The organism is Cryobacterium breve (assembly GCF_004402375.1).
Classification (GTDB): Bacteria; Actinomycetota; Actinomycetes; order Actinomycetales; family Microbacteriaceae; genus Cryobacterium; species Cryobacterium breve.
In genome coordinates, this window is record NZ_SOGJ01000028.1 from 117,350 (window position 1) to 134,533 (window position 17,184).

A 17,184-nucleotide genomic window follows, 5' to 3' on the forward strand; every position below is an offset into this window, starting at 1 on the left:
AGGACATCGGGCCGGTCTAGAGCCGGATCGGTCTAGGCGAACGCGGCCACAGCGGTGGTGACCGAGTCGTCACCGGTGACCAGATGCAGCACCCGGCGTGGTGCGGCGCCACTCGTGATCAGCTCGGCCAGCACGGCGGCGACGTCGGCGCGGGGCACGCTCGCTTGTGCCTCCGGCAGGCCGGGGCCGGCGGGGCTCAGGCGCACCATGCCGGTGCCGGGCTCATCGAGCAGGCCGCCGGGACGAACGATCGTCCAGTTCAGGGAGCGGGCGACGAGGTCGTCTTCGGCCGCCAGCTTGGCCTGGAGGTAGCCAAGGAAGTCCGCCGGGACATCCGCCGGGGTCTGGCCGTTCCGCACCTTCTCGGTGCCGGTCGAGGAGATTTGAATGAAACGGGGCACCCCCGCTGCTTCGGCCGCGTCGGCCAGCAGCACCGAGCCGCCGAAGTCGACGGCCTGCCGGCGCTCCTCGCTGCCGCCTGCCCCGGCGCCCGCGGCGAACACCGCCACGTCGGCGCCGGCCAAGAGCTGGGCGACGTCGGCGGCCGATGACTGCTCAAGGCTGATCACCACCGGCACGGCCCCGTCGGCGACGAGATCCGCCCGCTGTTCGTCCGAGCGGATCAGTCCGACGACCTCGTGGCCGTCCTGTGCCAGCTTCCGTGCCAGCTGACGAGCGATTTTTCCATGTCCACCTGCAATAACAATGCGCATGCAGAGAACAACGCCCGGCCGACCCGCACAATTCCCGGCCCGCTGTGCGAATTCGACGGAGATGTCGGCTCAACTCGACGATCTGAGCCCAGAACAGGGCCGGGAGAGCAAAATCTCCGTCGAATTCGTGAGGGGCGCTAGTGGGACTTCGCGCGCGCCGCACGTTCGAATTCGCCCCCGTCGATCCCTGGCTCGATCAGGGCTCCCATGGTGTCCGCGGCCCGCTGCGCGTCCAGGGTCAGCTCGGCTTGCCCGGCCAGTTCGGCTGCGTTCTCGTCGGCCGTTTCCTGCAGAGCAGAGGTGGTGCGCAGCGGCGGGGCCGTGAGGAAGAAGCTGAGCACGAACGCCGTCAGCACGACGGCCAGGCTGACCCAGAAGACGGTGACGGATGCGTCGTTGAAGCCAACCAGGAACGGCTGGGCGAGCCGCGGGTCGGCCGCGTTCAGGAACGAGGTGTCCCCGTCCAGGGCACCGCCCACCGCCCCCGGGTCGGCCAGCAGCTTCAGGATGCCGGCGTTGGCCGGATCCGCCTGCGCCGCAGGGTCCGTTGAGGCGGCCCTGACGCCGGCAGCCAGGGTGGAATCGCCGAACGCCGCACCGATCGTATCCGGGATGCGGCTGAACAGCACTGAGAACAGCACTGCAGTGCCGAGCGTGCCGCCGATCTGCCGGAAGAAGGTCGAGGCGGAGGTGGCCACCCCGATGTCCCGCGGGCCGACGGCGTTCTGGCTGGCGATCGTGAGCGTCTGCATGAGTTGGCCGAGGCCGAGGCCGATCAGAAGCATCCCGGCCATCATGAAGCCGACCGGTTTGTCGGCGGTGGCGAATGTGAGGAGCAGGAAACCAGTCGACATGAAGGCCGTGCCGATCGTGGGGAACATCCTGTAGCGCCCGGTGCGGGCGATCAGCTGGCCGCTCACGATGGAGGAGATCATCAGTCCCGCGATCATCGGCAGCATCAGGAAACCGCTCTCGGTGGGCGTGGCACCGTTCACCAGCTGGAGGTAGAGCGGCACCGTCATCATGGCGCCGAACATGCCGAAGCCGACGAGGACGCCTAGGACGGTCGCCATCGAGAAGGTGGACGACCTGAACAGCTTCAGCGGGATGAGCGCGTCGTCGCCCATTCTGCGCTCGACCAGGATGAAGCCCACGACGCTGAGTGCGCCGATCACGTAGCAGGTGACAGAGGCGACCGAGCCCCAGCCCCAGGTGCGGCCCTGTTCGGCCACGAGCAGCAGCGGGGCGGCCGCCAGGATCACGGTCACCGCCCCCCACCAGTCGATGCGCACGGGGCGGGCGAAGTGTGGCACGTGCAGGAATTTGAGCACGACGAACAGGGCGACGATGCCGATGGGCAGGTTGATCAGGAAGACCCAGCGCCAGCCCGTGATGCCGAGGATGGACTCCGATCCCGACAGCACGCCGCCGATGAGCGGCCCGATCACGCTGGACACCCCGAAGACGGCCAGGAAGTACCCCTGGTATTTCGCGCGCTCGCGGGGAGCGAGCATGTCGCCCATGATCGTGAGGGGGAGTGCCATCAGACCGCCGGCCCCAAGCCCCTGGACGGCCCGGAAGATCGCGAGCTCGTACATCGAGTTCGCCATTCCGGCCAGGAGCGAACCAACCAGGAAGATGGTGATCGCGATCAGGAACAATGGACGCCGACCGAAGATGTCGCTGAGCTTGCCGTAAATGGGCGTGCTGATGCACGACACGATGAGATAGGCGGTCGTCACCCAGGCCTGCAGCGCCATCCCGTCGAGGTCGTCGGCGATGGTGCGCATCGACGTGCCCACGATGGTTTGGTCGAGAGCCGAGAGGAACATGCCGGCCATCAGCCCGACGATGACGAACAGAATCTGCCGGTGGGACATGAGCGGCGGGGCGGAGAGGGCAGGAGAAGTTTGCATCAAGCGCAAATTTACAGGACAAGCAAACAATATTCAAGCATCTTCGGGCCGTCGGATGCCCGCCCGGCCCCGGCCGGTCTAGGCTCGCGAACGTGTGGGGAAAACAAGCACAGGGGGCAGCACCCCCGTTCCGGCGGAGGCGCATCATTGCGCTGTCCATCGTCATAGCCGTGCTTTCTGCCGTGGCGGTGTTGGCCGGAGCCGTCACTGGGGTGACGTCGCCGTTGGCCGTCAGCCCCGTCGTGGATCCGACATCCGTACCCCTGAGTGAACCGACCATCAGCCCCACCCCGACTCGGGCTGCCCCGACCGACTCCCCGGAGCCGGCCGTCGTGCCGACTTTCGACCGGTCGGCGCGTTCCCTCGACGACCCGGCCAGCTTGTGGCTCGTCGTCGACAAGACCCGGCCGCTGAACCCCGCCGACTACGCCCCGACGGACCTCGTCGAGGTGCCGGTGGCCCACGTCTGGACTCCGTTGCTGCGCCAGGAGGCCGCCGCCTCCGTCGTCTCGCTGTTCGCGGCCTTCGAGGCGGAAACGGGGCTGCAGTTGCAATCGCAGAGCGCCTACCGCAGCTACACCACTCAGGTCGACCTTTACGCCGGCGACGTCGACGCCAACGGCCAAGCGGTCGCCGACAGGAGCACGGCACGCCCGGGAACCAGTGAGCACCAGACCGGGCTGGCCATCGACATCAGCGCATTGCCCGGCAACTGTTCCCTGGCCACCTGCTTCGGCGACACCGTGCAGGGGCAGTGGCTCGCGCAGAACGGGTGGCGATTCGGCTTCCTGCTGCGGTACCCCGCCGACAAGGTGGAGATCACCGGCTACGCCTACGAACCCTGGCATTTCCGTTTCATCGGCACCGAGCTCGCGACCGAAATGCACGCCGTCGGGGTGACCACCCTCGAGGAGTTCTTCGGGTTGCCGGCGGCTCCCGGCTACAACTGAGTCCACGCCTCACAGGAACACTCTGACATTTCCCGGATAAGTGTGATTATCTGGACGTGTCCCCCATCCGGGGTCTTTCGTCGCCCGCATGTGTGACACCCCGATCGAATAGAGATATCTGTGGTTTTGACTCGACGCTTCCGTATCGGCGTTGTCGTACTCGTCCTCGGCGGCCTGGTCGCCGGAACGGCTGCGGTGGCCTCGATGGGCACAGACGAGCCCTCGGCCACCTCGACCCCGGCTGCCCCGGATGCTGCGTCGACGAATTCCGCGGACGGCACCGGCACGACGGGTGCCGACGCGACGGAACCGGAGCGGGCCGAGCCGGCCGACGCTGGAGAGCCCGTTCCCATCGACTCCCGGGTGCAGGCCCAGGTGAACTACATGCTCGCCCACTGGACCAACTACAACACCGACGCCTACGGCGTGATCACCGACAATGACTGTGTCAACTTCACCAGCCAGTCCCTGATCGAGCGCGGCTGGACCATGGACGAGGAGTGGTGGTCCGAGGGGACCGGCTCCGACTTCGAGACATCCTCGCCCTGGATCAGCTCCACCGCATTCCGGGACTACATCGCGCAGTCCGGACGGGCCACGGCTCTGACGGATGATCAGCGTGACCAGGTCAAGATCGGCGACGTTGCCCAGTTCGATTGGGACAATTCGGGCGACCGCGACCACACCGGGGTGGTGACCCGGATCGAGGGATCAGGCGACGACATCCAGATCTTCTACGCCGGACACACCGACGACACCGACTACCGCTCGGTGGATTACGCGATCACCGAGAAGCACCCGGGCGCCACGGCGTACTACTGGAGCATTCCCTAGCGCTGGTCTCGACAGGCTCGACCGTCGTCACGTAAACCGCAGTGGGCACGTCGCCACGGCCTCGCGCTGAAGCAGCGCCGTTACGCGGGTGGCACGCCACCCGCGTAACGGCGCTGGGGGTGCGCTAGGCGATCGCGTCGTCCACGATGGCCTTCGCCTCGATCTGCACCTGCTTCAGGTGCTCCGGGCCCTGGAACGACTCGGCGTAGATCTTATAGACGTCCTCGGTGCCGCTGGGTCGGGCTGCGAACCAGGCGTTCTTGGTGACGACCTTGACTCCGCCGATCGCCGCACCGTTGCCGGGCGCATGACTCATCTTCGCGATGATCTTCTCGCCGGCGAGCTCGGTGGCCGTGATCGCGTCGCCGTCGAGCTTGGACAGCTGGGCCTTCTGGGCCGGCGTTGCCGCGGCATCCACTCGGGCGTAGGCCGGGGCGCCGAAGTGCTCGGCCAGTTCGGCGTAGCGCTGGCTGGGGGTCTTGCCGGTCACGGCTAGGATTTCGGAGGCAAGGAGGGCAAGCAGGATGCCGTCCTTGTCGGTGGTCCAGACGGTTCCGTCGAAGCGCACGAAGCTGGCGCCAGCGCTCTCCTCCCCGCCGAAGGCGACCGAGCCGTCGATCAGACCCGGAACGAACCACTTGAATCCGACCGGAACCTCCCAGAGGTCACGGCCGAGGAAGCCCGCGACCCGGTCGATCATGGTGGAGGAGACGAGCGTCTTGCCGATGGCGGCATCCGCCCGCCAGCCGTCGCGGTGGCTGTACAGGTAATCGATGGCCACGGCCAAGAAGTGGTTCGGGTTCATCAGCCCGCCGTCGGGCGTGACGATCCCGTGGCGGTCGGCGTCGGCGTCGTTGCCGGTGACGATGTCGAACTCGTCCTTATGGGCGGCGACGGATGCCATCACCGAGGGGCTCGACGGATCCATCCGGATCTTGCCGTCCCAGTCCAGGGTCATGAAGCGCCAGGTGGGGTCGACGTGGGGGTTGATCACGGTCAGGTCGAGCTCGTAGCGGTCGCGGATGGCGCCCCAGTATCCGACGCTCGCCCCGCCGAGCGGGTCGGCGCCGATCCGGATGCCGCTGGCCTTTATCGCGGCCATGTCGATGATGTTCTCGAGGTCGTTCACGTACGCGCCGCGGAAGTCGTAGGTCTCGACCGCGCTGGGCTCGCTCATCTTCACGTCTGTGAGCCCGCCCGCGATCAGCTCGTTGGCCCGGTTGGCGATCCAGGAGGTGGCATCACTGTCGGCCGGTCCGCCGTGGGGCGGGTTGTACTTGAAGCCGCCGTCGGAGGGCGGGTTATGGCTCGGGGTGACCACGATCCCGTCGGCCTCGTCGCTGTTCCCCGCTCGGTTGTAAGCCAGGATCGCGTGCGAGAGCGCCGGGGTCGGCACGTAGTCGTTGAATTCGTCGACCAGAACGCGGACGCCGTTGGCGACGAGCACTTCGAGGGCGGTCGTGTACGCCGGCGCGCTGAGGGCGTGCGGGTCGGTGCCGATGAAGAGCGGCCCGGAGATGCCCTGGGATGCGCGGTATTCCACGATCGCCTGAGTGGTCGCGATGATGTGGTCTTCGTTGAAGGCGGTGTTGAGGGAGCTCCCTCGGTGTCCGGAGGTGCCGAAGGCAACCCGCTGGGCTGGTACCGTGACATCCGGTTTCAGGTTGTAGTACGCCTTCACCAGCGCTTCGACATCGACAAGGTCAGATTCCAGGGCCGCTGTGCCCGCGCGTTCGTTCATGGTTCCCAGTCTTGCACTGCAACTAGGCTGATCTCCATGCCCGAGTCCTCCAATGTCAGCTACAGCTTCCTCGGGCCGACGGGCACGTTCACGGAGGCTGCCCTCGCCCAGGTCGCCGAAGCCAGGAACAAACCGTGGCGGGCCGTGAACAACGTGGGAGAGGCATTCGACGACGTCGTGTCCGGACGCAGCGTCGCCGCTATGATCGCGATCGAGAATTCTGTCGACGGCGGAGTGTCCGCCACGCAGGACGCTCTCGCCAGCGTTCCCGGGCTCCGCATCATCGGTGAGTACCTGGTGCCGGTGAACTTCGTCCTGGTGGCTCGTCCGGGCACCGAGCTGGCCGATGTGAAAACCGTCAACGCGCATCCGGTCGCCTATGCGCAGTGCCGCCGCTGGCTGGAGACGAACCTGCCGCACCACGGCCACCTTCCCGCGTCGAGCAACGTGGCCGCCGCCGCGTCGCTGTCCGAATCCGCGCAGGCGGATGCCGCCATCGCCCCGCCCGGCATCGAGAAGCACCACGATGTAGACGTGCTGGCCCGCAGCATCGGCGACAACCCGAATGCGGTCACCCGTTTCGTTCTCGTCAGTCGCACGACCGCACTGCCTCCCCGGACGGGCGCCGACAAGACCAGCTTGATCGTGGAGCTGCCCGAGGACCGCTCCGGCGCCCTGCTCGAGATGCTTGAACAGTTCGCCACTCGGGGGGTGAACCTGAGCCTGATCCAGTCACGTCCGATCGGCGACGCGATGGGGCGCTACCGCTTCGTGATCGACGCCGACGGTCACATCCACGACGAGCGGGTGGCCGATGCGCTGCTCGGCCTGCGCCGGTTCAGCCCGCAGGTGATGTTCCTCGGGTCGTACCCGCGGGCCGACAAGCAACCGATCGAGTTCACCTCTCGCTATGACGACGAGGTCTTCAGCGGCGCACGGGCCTGGCTGAGCGGCCTGCTCGGCGAGGACTAGTCCCAGACCCAGCCCGCTGAGGCGCTCAGGCCGTGGCGGGGACGCGCATCACCAGAGAGACCGGGTCGGTGCGCAGCGAGACCGCGCGCACGGGACCGAGCGCGTCGCCGTCGATCTCGAAATCGTGGGCCTCGACCAGCACGATGCGCACGTCGGCGGCCTGCAGCGTCGTCATCACCCGGGCCGTGGTCGATTCGGTGCGCTTGAGGATGCGCCGCCCAACGGCCGAACGCCGCAGCACGCCGTTCTCCCACGTCACCCGGCGCCAGATCGTGAGCCAGCCGAGGAATCCCTTGGGCTGCAGCATCGCAATGTCGAGGATGCCGTCGTCGATGCGGGCATCCGGCAGGATTTGGATATTGCCCGGCAGTTGGCCGCAGTTACCGATCAGGATGGTGCTGACGTGCGCCGGCCGGTGGGGGCGACCGTTCAGGCTGTACCGGATCAAAAACGGCTTCACCCGGGGCAGCACCCGCGCCACGGCGTCGACGTAGGCCAGCCAGCCCACCGTCTTCTTCAAATCGGGTCGGGTGCTGGCGATCATCTGTGCGTCGATGCCGATGCCCGCCATCACGAGGAAGACATGGTCGGACGTGGTGCCGTCGTCGCTGCGAACGGATGCCACCCCGACGTCGATCGGTTTGTCCAGGCCCGTGAATGCGATCGTGGTGGCCTCGTCCACGCTCGACAGCGGCAGGCGCAGGTTGCGGGCCAGTAGGTTGCCGGTTCCGAGCGGCACGATGGCCAGAGGCACGCCCGAGCCCTGCAGCACCTGGGCGACGGCTCGAACGGTGCCATCGCCGCCGGCCGCGAGAACCAGGGTCGCGCCCTGCCGGAGTGCCAGCCGAGCGGCATCCTGGCCCGCATCATCGGCACTGGTGGAAAACCACAGGGACTCCGCCCAGCCGGCCGCGCCCTCGGCTCGGGCCACACTGGCCCGCAGACGGTCCTGGTCGACTTTGAGGCGGTTGTAGACGACCGCGGCTCGCCGAACAACGTGAGGCTGATCGGGAGTATCCACCCGGCAAGGCTAGCAAGCTGCCGGGGCAGGCGCTTGTAGACTGGTCCGGTGATTGATCCTGTGCTGCTGCGAGAGAATCCCGACCTCATCAAGCGTTCGCAGAAAGCGCGCGGTGCGTCGGTCGAGGCGGTCGACGATGCGCTCGCCGCCGACGCGGAGCGTCGCGCCACGATCCAGGCGTTCGAGGCGCTGCGCGCGGCTCAGAACCAGTTTGGAAGGGAGGTCGCTGCCGCGCCCCCCGCGGAGAAGAAAGCCCTCGTCGCCCAGGCGCAGAACCTGGCCGCCGAGGTCAAGGCGGCCGCTGCAGCCTCCGCCGGGGCGGAGGCTCGATTCACGACGGTCCTGCGCACCCTCGCGAACCCCGTCATCGACGGTGTCCCAGTCGGCGGCGAGGAGAACTTCGTCACTCTCCGCACCCACGGCTCCGTGCCCACCTTCGACTTCGAGCCGCGCGACCACCTCGAGCTGGGTGAACTGCTCGGCGCCATCGACATGGCACGCGGGGCCAAGGTGTCCGGCGCCCGGTTCTACTTCCTGCGCGGCATCGGCGCCCGCCTCGAGATCGCGCTGATGAACATGGCGCTCGACCGGGCGCTCACGGCCGGTTTCATCCCGCTGATCACCCCCACGCTGGTGCGTCCGGAGATCATGGACGGCACCGGCTTCCTCGGCGAGCACGCCGACGAGATCTACTACCTGCCCGCCGAGGACCTCTATCTCACCGGCACGAGCGAGGTCGCGCTAGCCGGCTATCACTCGGACGAGATTCTCGACCTGACCGACGGCCCGCTCCGCTACGCCGGCTGGTCCACCTGCTACCGCCGCGAGGCTGGTTCGGGTGGCAAGGACACCCGCGGCATCATCCGCGTGCACCAGTTCAACAAGCTGGAAATGTTCACCTACGTGCTGCCTGCGAACGCGGAGGCCGAGCACGACCGCCTCGTCGCTTTGCAGGAAGACATGCTCCAGGCTCTCGGCCTCAGCTACCGTGTCATCGACGTGGCTGCCGGCGATCTCGGCTCCAGCGCCGCTCGCAAGTTCGACATCGAGGCCTGGATCCCCACCCAGAACGCCTACCGTGAGCTGACCAGCACCAGCAACTGCACCACATATCAGGCACGTCGCCTGGACATCCGTTACCGAACCGAATCGGGTAAGACCGCGCCGGTCGGCACTCTCAACGGCACCCTGGCGACCACGCGCTGGATCGTGGCCCTGCTCGAGACGCACCAGCAAGCGGACGGTTCGGTGCTGATCCCCGAGGCACTGCGCCCCTGGCTGGGCGGCCTCGAGATCATCCGTCCGGTGGGTGCATGACAATGATGACGGATGCCCCCTGGCTGGTCGCCCTCGACATCGACGGCACCACCATGCACGAAGACGGCACGATCAGCGCCGGAGTAGTCGACCAGATTCAGCGGCTCACTGCCGTCGGTCACGAGGTCATGCTCGCCACCGGCCGCTCGGCTGCCGCCACACTGCCGGTGCTGGACCGTCTCGACATCAAGCCGCGGTTCGTGGTCTGCTCGAACGGCGCGATCACCCTGCACCGCGACCCGGACGCACCCACCGGCTACCGGCGCGAATGGGTCGAGACCTTCGATCCGACGGCTGTGCTCCTCCAGATCCGCTCGCACCTGGTCGGCGCCCGATATGCGGTCGAGGACGAACACGGTTTCTACCGGTACACCGAGCCCTTCCCGGATGCCACGATCGGGCTGGACAGCGAGCACGTCGGTTTCGACGATCTCCTGACCCAGGACGCCACCCGCGTGGTCGTGATCTCGCCCGATCATGACATGGAGGACTTCCTCAAGGTCGTGGACCGGATGGGTCTGAACCGGGTGAGCTACGCGATCGGCTGGACCGCGTGGCTGGACATCGCCCCTGACGGCGTGAACAAGGCCACGGCCATGGAACGGGTGCGGGCCGAGTTCGGAATTCCGCGCAGCCGGGTGATGGCCGTCGGCGACGGCCGCAACGACATCGAGATGCTGGAGTGGGCGGCGATTCACGGCCGTGGAGTGGCCATGGGCCAGGCACCGCAGGACGTTCTTTCCGTGGCGAGCGAGATCACCGGGGCCGTGCACGAAGACGGGCTCGCTGTCGTTCTAGGCAGCCTGTAGCGGGTGCCCAGCCGGCTGCCAGCATCTTCTGGCACTGTGGTCAGTCGGCGAGCGGTTAGAATCGGTCGGTATTCGCAAGTCCGCGTCGCGTGTTCGATCAGCGCAGTCGGGCAGTGAATCGGGAGGGCTGTCCGAGCGGCCGATGGAGCCAGTCTTGAAAACTGGTGGGCAGAGATGTCTCGTGGGTTCGAATCCCACGCCCTCCGCACCTTTACTCTGCACGGCCTGCATCAACGAAGGGACCTGAGTGAGCGACCAAATGCGCCCCCGCTCGTCACGAACGAGGAAGCTCGCCACCATCGCCCGCCACGGTCGCCTCCGTCGCTCCAACCCATTCACCGCCCTGGCCAAGGTTCTTGCCGCTTCACTGGCCGTCCTGCTCGTGAGCGGCGTGTCCGTTGCCGCGATCGCGACCTACGACGTCGCCGCGAGCGTGCAGCCGAGCGTGAAGCTCGCCAACGAGACCGAGGGCCCGGCACCCAGCATCGATGCGATCAAAGGTGGGGTGAACCTGCTCATCGTCGGCAGTGACAGCCGCAAAGGCCAGGGCGAATCATTCGGTCCCGAAGACTCCACCGGCGACCTCAACGACGTGACCATGCTGCTGCACATCTCCGAGGACCACAGCAACGCCTCCGTGATCAGCTTTCCTCGGGACCTGTACGTGCCCATCCCCGAGTGCCCCGACCCGGAGGGTGGCACCTTCAACGCGATGAGCAGCCAGAAGATCAACACCACGCTCACCTACGGCGGCCTGGCCTGCACGGTGCTCACCGTGGAGAAGCTCACCGGTCTGAGCATCCCCTACGCGGCGGAGGTGCAATTCAACGGGGTCATCGCCATGTCCACGGCGGTCGGAGGCGTTCCGGTCTGTGTCGCCGAGGACATCGAGGACGAGTACACGAACACGTACCTGGAGGCCGGCATGCACACCCTGGAGGGCACGGCCGCGCTCCAGTTCCTGCGCACCCGCCACGGCGTCGGCGACGGCAGTGACCTGACCCGGATCAGCAACCAGCAGGTGTTCCTCTCCTCGCTCATGCGCACGGTCAAGAGCGCCGAGACCCTCACCGATCCGCTCAAGGTCTACTCGCTGGCCAAAGCCGTGACGGCGAACATGAGCCTGTCCACGAATCTGAACGATGTCTCCACTCTTGCCTCGATCGCGGTGGCGCTGAAGGACATCGACCTCAGCAAGGTCGTCTTCATTCAGGTGCCGACCGGCACGGTCGACGGCGGGGTGGAGGCGATCGAACCCGACTTTGAGGACCTCTTCGCTGCGGTTGCCGCTGACGCCTCGCTCCAGTTGGGCGGAACTACCGGGGGAGGCGCGACCATCGACCCGAGCGCTCCAGTGGAAGCCGAACCTGCGCCGGTAGCCACCACCGACCCGGAGACCGGCGAGGTTGCGAACCCCGCCGTCCCCGACCCGGCTGTGACGGATCCGTCGACAACCGTGCTCTCGGACTCCGTGACCGGCCAGACCGCGGGCGAACTCACCTGTTCGGTCGGGCGCACGCTCGACGACCAGTAGCGCCCGACGGGCACCACGCGGCCCGGTTCGTGCGGATGCCGTCAGTACGGTTATGATTGCTATCGTGTGTTTGCAGTGCAGGCACCAAGGAGACGTCGCATAGTACGGCTTAGTGCACCACCCTGCTAAGGTGGAGTACCCTTCACGGGGTACCGTGGGTTCAAATCCCACCGTCTCCGCTGAAAAACCCCTGGCGAGCTGGGGGTTTTCTCGCATATGTGTGGAGCACAGCGTTCGCCCACATTGTAGAGGCACAGCCCGAGGTGGGCCCCGAAGCGTGGCAGCATACTCACACTGCGCGACGCTTGCCGGCGGTGATCGGCAGAGCAGAGTCGTTTCGGCTTGACCCCTCCGCGACTGATGCGAACAATTCGCTGGAAAAGGCTTGCAGGGCTGACAATTTTCGGGACTCAGGTTGCAGTCGAAGTTTCTTCTGGTGCCCCGGTCGGGGTGGGTTCGAATCGCCGGTGTTCGAGGACTAGTGCGGTGAGCAGGATGAGGTCGATAGCGACCAGCAGGACGACGCCACTTATATTGCTGCCGATGAACAAGAGGGCGACGATCAGCGCGACCGCGATGAACCGTTCGTAGGTGATTATTCCGTGGGAGCGGCGCGCGGCGTAGCCCATACTGCCGAAGTACAGCACGAAGCCGACTGCGCCCATCGTTCGATACGCCGGGGGCCCCGAGTGCGACGATGATGAACATCGCGTGGCGTTCGGCAAAGTGGTACGGACGGATCACCCAGTCTTGTCCGCCGGCCTGGATCGGGGGCTTCATGACGAGCACGCCGAGGATCCATGCCACGTCACGGGCTATATCTGTCAGGAACCCGCCGATCACGAACAGCGTCATGGCCACTAGCGTGGGCGCCGAGTACTTCAGCACCGATCGGTACGCCCGCGCCTGCACAGGGAGGCCGATGACCATGAGGGCGACACCCATGAGAGAGATGGCGGCCAAAGGAATCGCGAAGAAGGGGCCGCTTTCAGCGAAGGCGCTCGGGAGCGCCGCCGCCATCGGGACACTGGCAGCGGTCGCGATCAGGAACAGCACGCGGACGGTTCTCGATCGCCTGGGGACAGCGTTGGCCGACCACGTGAATTGGGTCCATGGCAGCCACAGCATCAGGAACAGTCGCGTTGCCTGACCGACGGTGGCCCAGGTCGGCGCCCCCCAGAAGGAGCTTCACGAGCTGGGAGAACGCGAAGACGAACGCGAGATCGAAGAATAACTCGACCGGGTCGGCGGGAAACTTGTTCGATGCCTCAGTCCCGTCGGGGTTCACCATGCTCCGAGGGTACCCCTCTGCGGCCTGCCAGCGGCCGGGTGGGCTTCGACGTTCTTCACGCGCGATCCGCTGCACCTGGTGGACTGCGCGGAGACCCTGGCGATGGGTCGCGCGACGTCGACTGCTCGGCGCGACGAGGGACGAAGTGGAGCGCGTGATTGCCCAGGAAATCGGCTGCCAGCGCTGGTTGAGCCCGTCTACCGGGCACCCCGATCCCAGAAAACTAGTCTGGCGCTGGTCGAGCCTGTCGAGACCGGAGCCCAGACCCCGCCCGATTATTCCCAGCTGCCCGCCATCTGCGGCCAGGGTCGAAGCAGAGCGGTGCCCTGACTTCGGGTTTGCCTCTCGCCATGCGGATTTCCCACCCGGAGGTGTCGATGCTGTGGTGGTGATACCAGCAGAGCAGCACCCCGTTCTCGATCGCGGTCCTCCCGTCTCGGGACCAGGGAATCACGTGGTGAACCTCGCACCAGGCTGCCGGCACCGTGCACCCCGGAATGATGCAACCGCCGTCGCGGGCGGCGATGGCGCGGCGCTGGGACCGGTTGAAGAAGCGTCTCTCGGTGCTGAGGGTGAGCACCTCGTCGTTCGGTCCACACACGATCTGCTGAAAACCGCCGGCGCAGATGGCTTGCGTCACGCTGGTCAGCGAGATCGGCGCTTCGACGCCGTCGATCCAGCCCACTCCGCGGTCGGCGACCAGGTCAGACTGGTTCACGTGGATCATCACCGTCGGCGCGGCACCACCCATCGACGGGGTTCCCGCATCCCGAGTGGCAGCCTCAAGGACACCCCGGAGGATGTCGGCCCGCTTCTCACCACCGTTTCGGTCATCGCTGAGGGCCGCGGCCTCGGCTCCCGGGATGAGCTCCCCAGCATCCATCCGCGCCTGCTCCTCCTCGGTGGGGAACGCTGGCGCCGCGTGCGCGGAGAGGTAGGTGTCGAAGATCCCGTTCATGATGCCGCGCAGTTCTGGGGTGACCCCGCCGCGGAGCGGATAGAGGCCGTCGCGGAAGAGGCCGAATCCGACAGTGCTGCGGGCCTGAGCGACGGGCTCAGTGGGGGCGGTGCCGTCAGGGTCGAGGTGGGCCTGCCACTGCCCTGCCATCCCCCGCACCAGGTCCGCCGGGAACGCGAACCCCTCACCGGGAAGCCCGAGGGTCTCTTCGGTGACAGCACCGGTCGCATGGGCGACCAGGGTGCGCTCGGCCATGCCAAGGTCGTCCGGCGCGACCCGCGCCGCGACTCGGTCGAGGGCGGTGACGATATTCTCCGCCGCATCCACACCGAGGTCACCGGCCGCGAGGGCATCCGCCACGGCCGGGTAGAACGGCGGCAACACGCTCGTGCCGGCCATGCGAGGCAGTACGTTGTCGCTGAGTCGCACCCGCCGGTTCGCCTCCCGGAATGAGATGCGCGTCAACCGGGTGATCAGGTCGGTGCCGCTGGAGGCGCCGTTCTTGTGGGCGAGGGACTCGTGGCCGAGGATGCTTCGGGACCGCACCGCGATGTCAGCGGCGGATGCGACCCTGGCGGCATCGACTCGACGGCCGAGGTCTTCCACCGTGCCCAGCACTGCCATCGCATCCGCCTCGCTCAGCAGCGAGAAGGACACCGAATCGAGAACCGCCGCGGCCAGGTCACGGGTCTGCTGCAGCTGCTGCACGAGGGAAGAAACCGCCGGAATAGAGGCGGTCGGAGAGTTCGGAGTGGGGGCTCCTGCCATACCTATATAGTAGCTATCTTCTAATATAGCGTCAATATGTTAACAACTTAAATCGAAACCATTTCGCTCCATCGATACTGAAGCCGGGTGCGAGCAAGCCGAGCAAGCCGAGCAAGCCGAGCCGGAAAGGTTGTTCATCCGGCGGCCATTCGGGGGACACCACTGACATCTAGAGTCCGAGGGTGGCAACAGAAGCTGTCACTCTCGTTGTCCCCACCTCAGGAGAAACATGCGACGTCCCTTCTCGGCGCTGGCTGCCACAACACTGGTGGTGGCCCTGGCGGCCACCGCCACCCTCACCGGCCTGGTCGGCACCTCCCTCTCGGCCTCGGCCGACGACGACAAGGGTCGAGCGAAGAATGTCATCTACTTGCTCGGGGACGGCATGGGTCGCACCCACGTCACCGCTGCCCGGGAGCGCTTCTACGGCTCGGACGGAAAGCTGGCCATGGAGACTCTGGAGGCGCAGGGGCATGTGAGCACCTATGCGGTGGAGAAACTCTCCGGTCAGCCCGGCCAGGCAGACTTCCGCCCCAACCCGGTCACGGACTCCGCCTCGGCCGCGACCGCCTGGGCCTCGGGTGTCAAGACGTACAACGCCGCCCTCGGCGTCGATGCCAAAGGCGTCGCCGTGCCGACGATGATGGAACTTGCCAAGAAGGCCGGCTATCGCACCGGCAACGTGTCCACGGCGGAGGTCACCGACGCCACGCCGGCCGGCCAGATGAGCCACGCCCTCGCCCGAGGATGCCAGGGGCCGGTCTACTCCGACGCGTCCTGCCAGGACCTCGCGCTGACCGGGTCCGCTCTGCCCACGACCGACGTACGGGTGACCCCCATCGCCGATCAGATTGCCCGCAACGGCACCGCCGATGTGATCCTCGGCGGTGGCCTCGGCCGCTTCGATGCCGCCGACGAGGCAGCGCTGACCGCCCAGGGCTACTCGGTGCTCGGTTCGATCGCGAACCAGAGGACGGCCACGAAAACCGACCTCGCGGCCGCCACCGGCCAGAAGGTCTTCGGGCTGTTCAACCGAGGCAACCTCACCGTCGAAAAGTCCAAACGTGACAACCCCTCGTCGGCCCAAGCGCAGGAGCCGAGCCTGCCGGAGATGACGAGCAAGGCCATCGAGCTGCTCAGCCATAAGGGCGAGAAGGGTGAGAAGAACGAGAAGGGCGAGAAGAGCGACAAGGGCTTCTACCTGCAGATCGAAGGGGCGCTGATCGACAAGCGCTCCCACGCCAACGACGCAGCCCAGACCCTCGATGAGATCAAGGCCTTCGACGACGCCGTCACGATCGCGCAGGACTTTGCCCAGCGCGACGGTAACACCCTCGTCATCGTCACGGCAGACCACGAATGCGCCGGGTTCAACATCATTGAAAAGGGAACCTTCACCAATGCTGAGGCGTCGACCCCTCCGGCCAACGTCGACAGCGGCAACACCGCCAACAACTCCGCGCCGACCAGGCCGAGCAATGCGCGGGATGCGGCCCGATCCACCGGCATCGTGAACGGATCGGGCGCGGCCGACGCGAAGAACTTCGGCCCGGCCACCTTCCGCACACCCACCGACCCGGCCGGTGTCACCGACGGTTCCCCAGAGGCCGGTCTGTGGCTGAGCTACCTCTCCAGCAACCACACCGGCGCGGATGTCCCGGTCTACGCCTCCGGTCCCGGCTCCGACCAGTTGGAAGGCACCACCGACAACACGGCCCTGTTCACCATCGTCGGCCACGCCCTGCGCGTCATCCGATAGCGCGGACCGAACCAACCACCCAGCCGGCGACCGCACCTCAGGAGAATCGAATGAAACTCAGAACACCTCAGCTTGCGGCCCTGGTCATCGTGGTGGGGTTGGTCGCCGGACTGGCCACGGTCACACTGGCCGTCACCAACCCGGCGGGCACGGATGCTGTGCCCGCCGTGGTGACACCGCAGATGTCTTTTGCCGGGCTCGCCGCGGCGACGGGGGAGCCCGAACTTGTCGGCATGGCGCAGGCCCAGCCGAGCCGTGGTGAGATCGTTCAGGTGGCCGGCCCGTTCGATGACCGGTTCTCCCTGGAGGACTTGGCCTTCGACGGCGCCTCCGTCACCGGGGCCGTGCGGGTCACCAGCGACGTAAGTGAGGTGATCGACCTACAGGTTCTGGCCGGGTTCTACGACGAGCAGGGGAATCTGCTCGGCACCGATCGCTTCGTGCACCATCTCGGCTCGACTGACCCGTCGCATGCCCACGAGACAGCTCCGGACGAACGAATGATCTTCCGGATCGAGGTCCCGGCTGTCCTGGCCGGCCAGGCTGTCGGAGTGGCTCTCGGTGTGCCCGTGCTCGTGAATGAATAGCCGATCCGCTGCCC

Annotated in this window: 14 protein-coding genes, 2 tRNA genes and 1 pseudogene; 10 read left to right on the forward strand and 7 right to left on the reverse strand. The window is 66.7% G+C overall.

Annotation, left to right across the window (positions count from 1 at the left end; all coding sequences use genetic code 11):
- Positions 1-32: 32 nt before the first annotated feature.
- Entirely contained in the window at positions 33-713 is a 681-nt protein-coding gene (locus E3O65_RS14035) for an SDR family oxidoreductase (protein ID WP_134364352.1), read from the reverse strand.
- Between the two features lie 137 nt (positions 714-850).
- Complete coding sequence (locus E3O65_RS14040; protein ID WP_241985560.1) at positions 851-2,629, reverse strand: MDR family MFS transporter; 1,779 nt, start codon at positions 2,627-2,629, stop codon at positions 851-853.
- Positions 2,630-2,721: 92 nt separating this feature from the next.
- Here E3O65_RS14040 and E3O65_RS14045 point away from each other — a divergent pair, with 92 nt between their 5' ends.
- Both E3O65_RS14045 and E3O65_RS14050 read left to right on the forward strand, forming a co-directional pair.
- Complete coding sequence (locus E3O65_RS14045; RefSeq protein ID WP_241988665.1) at positions 2,722-3,579, forward strand: M15 family metallopeptidase; 858 nt, start codon at positions 2,722-2,724, stop codon at positions 3,577-3,579.
- Between the two features lie 126 nt (positions 3,580-3,705).
- Entirely contained in the window at positions 3,706-4,413 is a 708-nt protein-coding gene (locus E3O65_RS14050; protein WP_206750831.1) for an amidase domain-containing protein, read from the forward strand.
- Positions 4,414-4,537: 124 nt separating this feature from the next.
- Here the strand turns inward: E3O65_RS14050 and pgm are convergent, their stop codons facing one another.
- On the reverse strand, positions 4,538-6,154 hold the full coding sequence (gene pgm / locus E3O65_RS14055) for a phosphoglucomutase (alpha-D-glucose-1,6-bisphosphate-dependent) (protein ID WP_134364354.1): 1,617 nt from the start codon (positions 6,152-6,154) through the stop codon (positions 4,538-4,540).
- Between the two features lie 36 nt (positions 6,155-6,190).
- On the opposite strand from pgm, the gene pheA reads away from it, so the two are divergent.
- Positions 6,191-7,126 (forward strand): prephenate dehydratase, encoded by a 936-nt coding sequence (gene pheA / locus E3O65_RS14060; RefSeq protein ID WP_134364355.1) that lies wholly within the window; start codon positions 6,191-6,193, stop codon positions 7,124-7,126.
- A gap of 25 nt (positions 7,127-7,151) precedes the next feature.
- Here pheA and E3O65_RS14065 read toward each other — a convergent pair whose 3' ends face one another.
- Positions 7,152-8,147 carry a diacylglycerol/lipid kinase family protein gene (locus E3O65_RS14065; protein ID WP_134364356.1) on the reverse strand — a complete coding sequence of 332 codons (996 nt, stop codon included), beginning with the start codon at positions 8,145-8,147 and terminating at the stop codon, positions 7,152-7,154.
- 48 nt (positions 8,148-8,195) lie between these two features.
- On the opposite strand from E3O65_RS14065, the gene serS reads away from it, so the two are divergent.
- The 5 genes from serS (at position 8,196) to E3O65_RS14090 (ending at position 11,986) form a co-directional block, all read left to right on the forward strand.
- Positions 8,196-9,464 carry a serine--tRNA ligase gene (serS, locus tag E3O65_RS14070; RefSeq protein WP_134364357.1) on the forward strand — a complete coding sequence of 423 codons (1,269 nt, stop codon included), beginning with the start codon at positions 8,196-8,198 and terminating at the stop codon, positions 9,462-9,464.
- Positions 9,461-10,273, forward strand: a complete 813-nt coding sequence (locus tag E3O65_RS14075; protein ID WP_134364358.1) for an HAD family hydrolase — start codon at positions 9,461-9,463, stop codon at positions 10,271-10,273. The genes serS and E3O65_RS14075 overlap by 4 nt, the downstream gene beginning before the upstream one ends.
- A 121-nt stretch (positions 10,274-10,394) precedes the next feature.
- Positions 10,395-10,479, forward strand: a tRNA-Ser gene (locus E3O65_RS14080).
- A gap of 41 nt (positions 10,480-10,520) precedes the next feature.
- On the forward strand, positions 10,521-11,807 hold the full coding sequence (locus E3O65_RS14085; protein WP_134364359.1) for an LCP family protein: 1,287 nt from the start codon (positions 10,521-10,523) through the stop codon (positions 11,805-11,807).
- An 88-nt stretch (positions 11,808-11,895) separates the two neighbouring features.
- A tRNA-Ser gene (locus E3O65_RS14090) sits at positions 11,896-11,986 on the forward strand.
- 231 nt (positions 11,987-12,217) lie between these two features.
- Here the strand turns inward: E3O65_RS14090 and E3O65_RS14095 are convergent.
- From E3O65_RS14095 to E3O65_RS14105, 3 genes and pseudogenes are all read right to left on the reverse strand, one after another.
- The gene (locus E3O65_RS14095; protein WP_134364360.1) at positions 12,218-12,472 is read right to left on the reverse strand and encodes a hypothetical protein; all 255 of its coding nucleotides are present in this window, start codon (positions 12,470-12,472) and stop codon (positions 12,218-12,220) included.
- A 79-nt stretch (positions 12,473-12,551) separates the two neighbouring features.
- A pseudogene (locus E3O65_RS17630) lies at positions 12,552-12,935 on the reverse strand (low temperature requirement protein A); the annotation flags it as partial.
- Positions 12,936-13,321: 386 nt separating this feature from the next.
- Positions 13,322-14,824: an HNH endonuclease signature motif containing protein gene (locus E3O65_RS14105; RefSeq protein WP_134364361.1), complete on the reverse strand. Its 1,503-nt coding sequence runs from the start codon at positions 14,822-14,824 to the stop codon at positions 13,322-13,324.
- A gap of 229 nt (positions 14,825-15,053) precedes the next feature.
- Here E3O65_RS14105 and E3O65_RS14110 point away from each other — a divergent pair, with 229 nt between their 5' ends.
- A complete protein-coding gene (locus tag E3O65_RS14110; RefSeq protein WP_134364362.1) occupies positions 15,054-16,583 on the forward strand; it encodes an alkaline phosphatase in 1,530 nt (509 codons plus the stop codon).
- 50 nt (positions 16,584-16,633) lie between these two features.
- The gene (locus E3O65_RS14115) at positions 16,634-17,170 is read left to right on the forward strand and encodes a hypothetical protein (RefSeq protein WP_134364363.1); all 537 of its coding nucleotides are present in this window, start codon (positions 16,634-16,636) and stop codon (positions 17,168-17,170) included.
- Positions 17,171-17,184 lie beyond the last annotated feature (14 nt).

What these genes read in the sequence shown, in the direction of transcription:
- E3O65_RS14035 (WP_134364352.1), bottom strand. Translation starts at nt 713, where the DNA reads ATGCGCATTGTTATTGCAGGTGGACATGGAAAAATCGCTCGTCAGCTG.
- E3O65_RS14040 (WP_241985560.1), bottom strand. Translation starts at nt 2,629, where the DNA reads ATGCAAACTTCTCCTGCCCTCTCCGCCCCGCCGCTCATGTCCCACCGG.
- pgm (WP_134364354.1), bottom strand. Translation starts at nt 6,154, where the DNA reads ATGAACGAACGCGCGGGCACAGCGGCCCTGGAATCTGACCTTGTCGAT.
- pheA (WP_134364355.1), top strand. Translation starts at nt 6,191, where the DNA reads ATGCCCGAGTCCTCCAATGTCAGCTACAGCTTCCTCGGGCCGACGGGC.
- E3O65_RS14075 (WP_134364358.1), top strand. Translation starts at nt 9,461, where the DNA reads ATGACAATGATGACGGATGCCCCCTGGCTGGTCGCCCTCGACATCGAC.
- E3O65_RS14095 (WP_134364360.1), bottom strand. Translation starts at nt 12,472, where the DNA reads ATGGGCGCAGTCGGCTTCGTGCTGTACTTCGGCAGTATGGGCTACGCC.
- E3O65_RS14105 (WP_134364361.1), bottom strand. Translation starts at nt 14,824, where the DNA reads ATGGCAGGAGCCCCCACTCCGAACTCTCCGACCGCCTCTATTCCGGCG.
- E3O65_RS14110 (WP_134364362.1), top strand. Translation starts at nt 15,054, where the DNA reads ATGCGACGTCCCTTCTCGGCGCTGGCTGCCACAACACTGGTGGTGGCC.
- E3O65_RS14115 (WP_134364363.1), top strand. Translation starts at nt 16,634, where the DNA reads ATGAAACTCAGAACACCTCAGCTTGCGGCCCTGGTCATCGTGGTGGGG.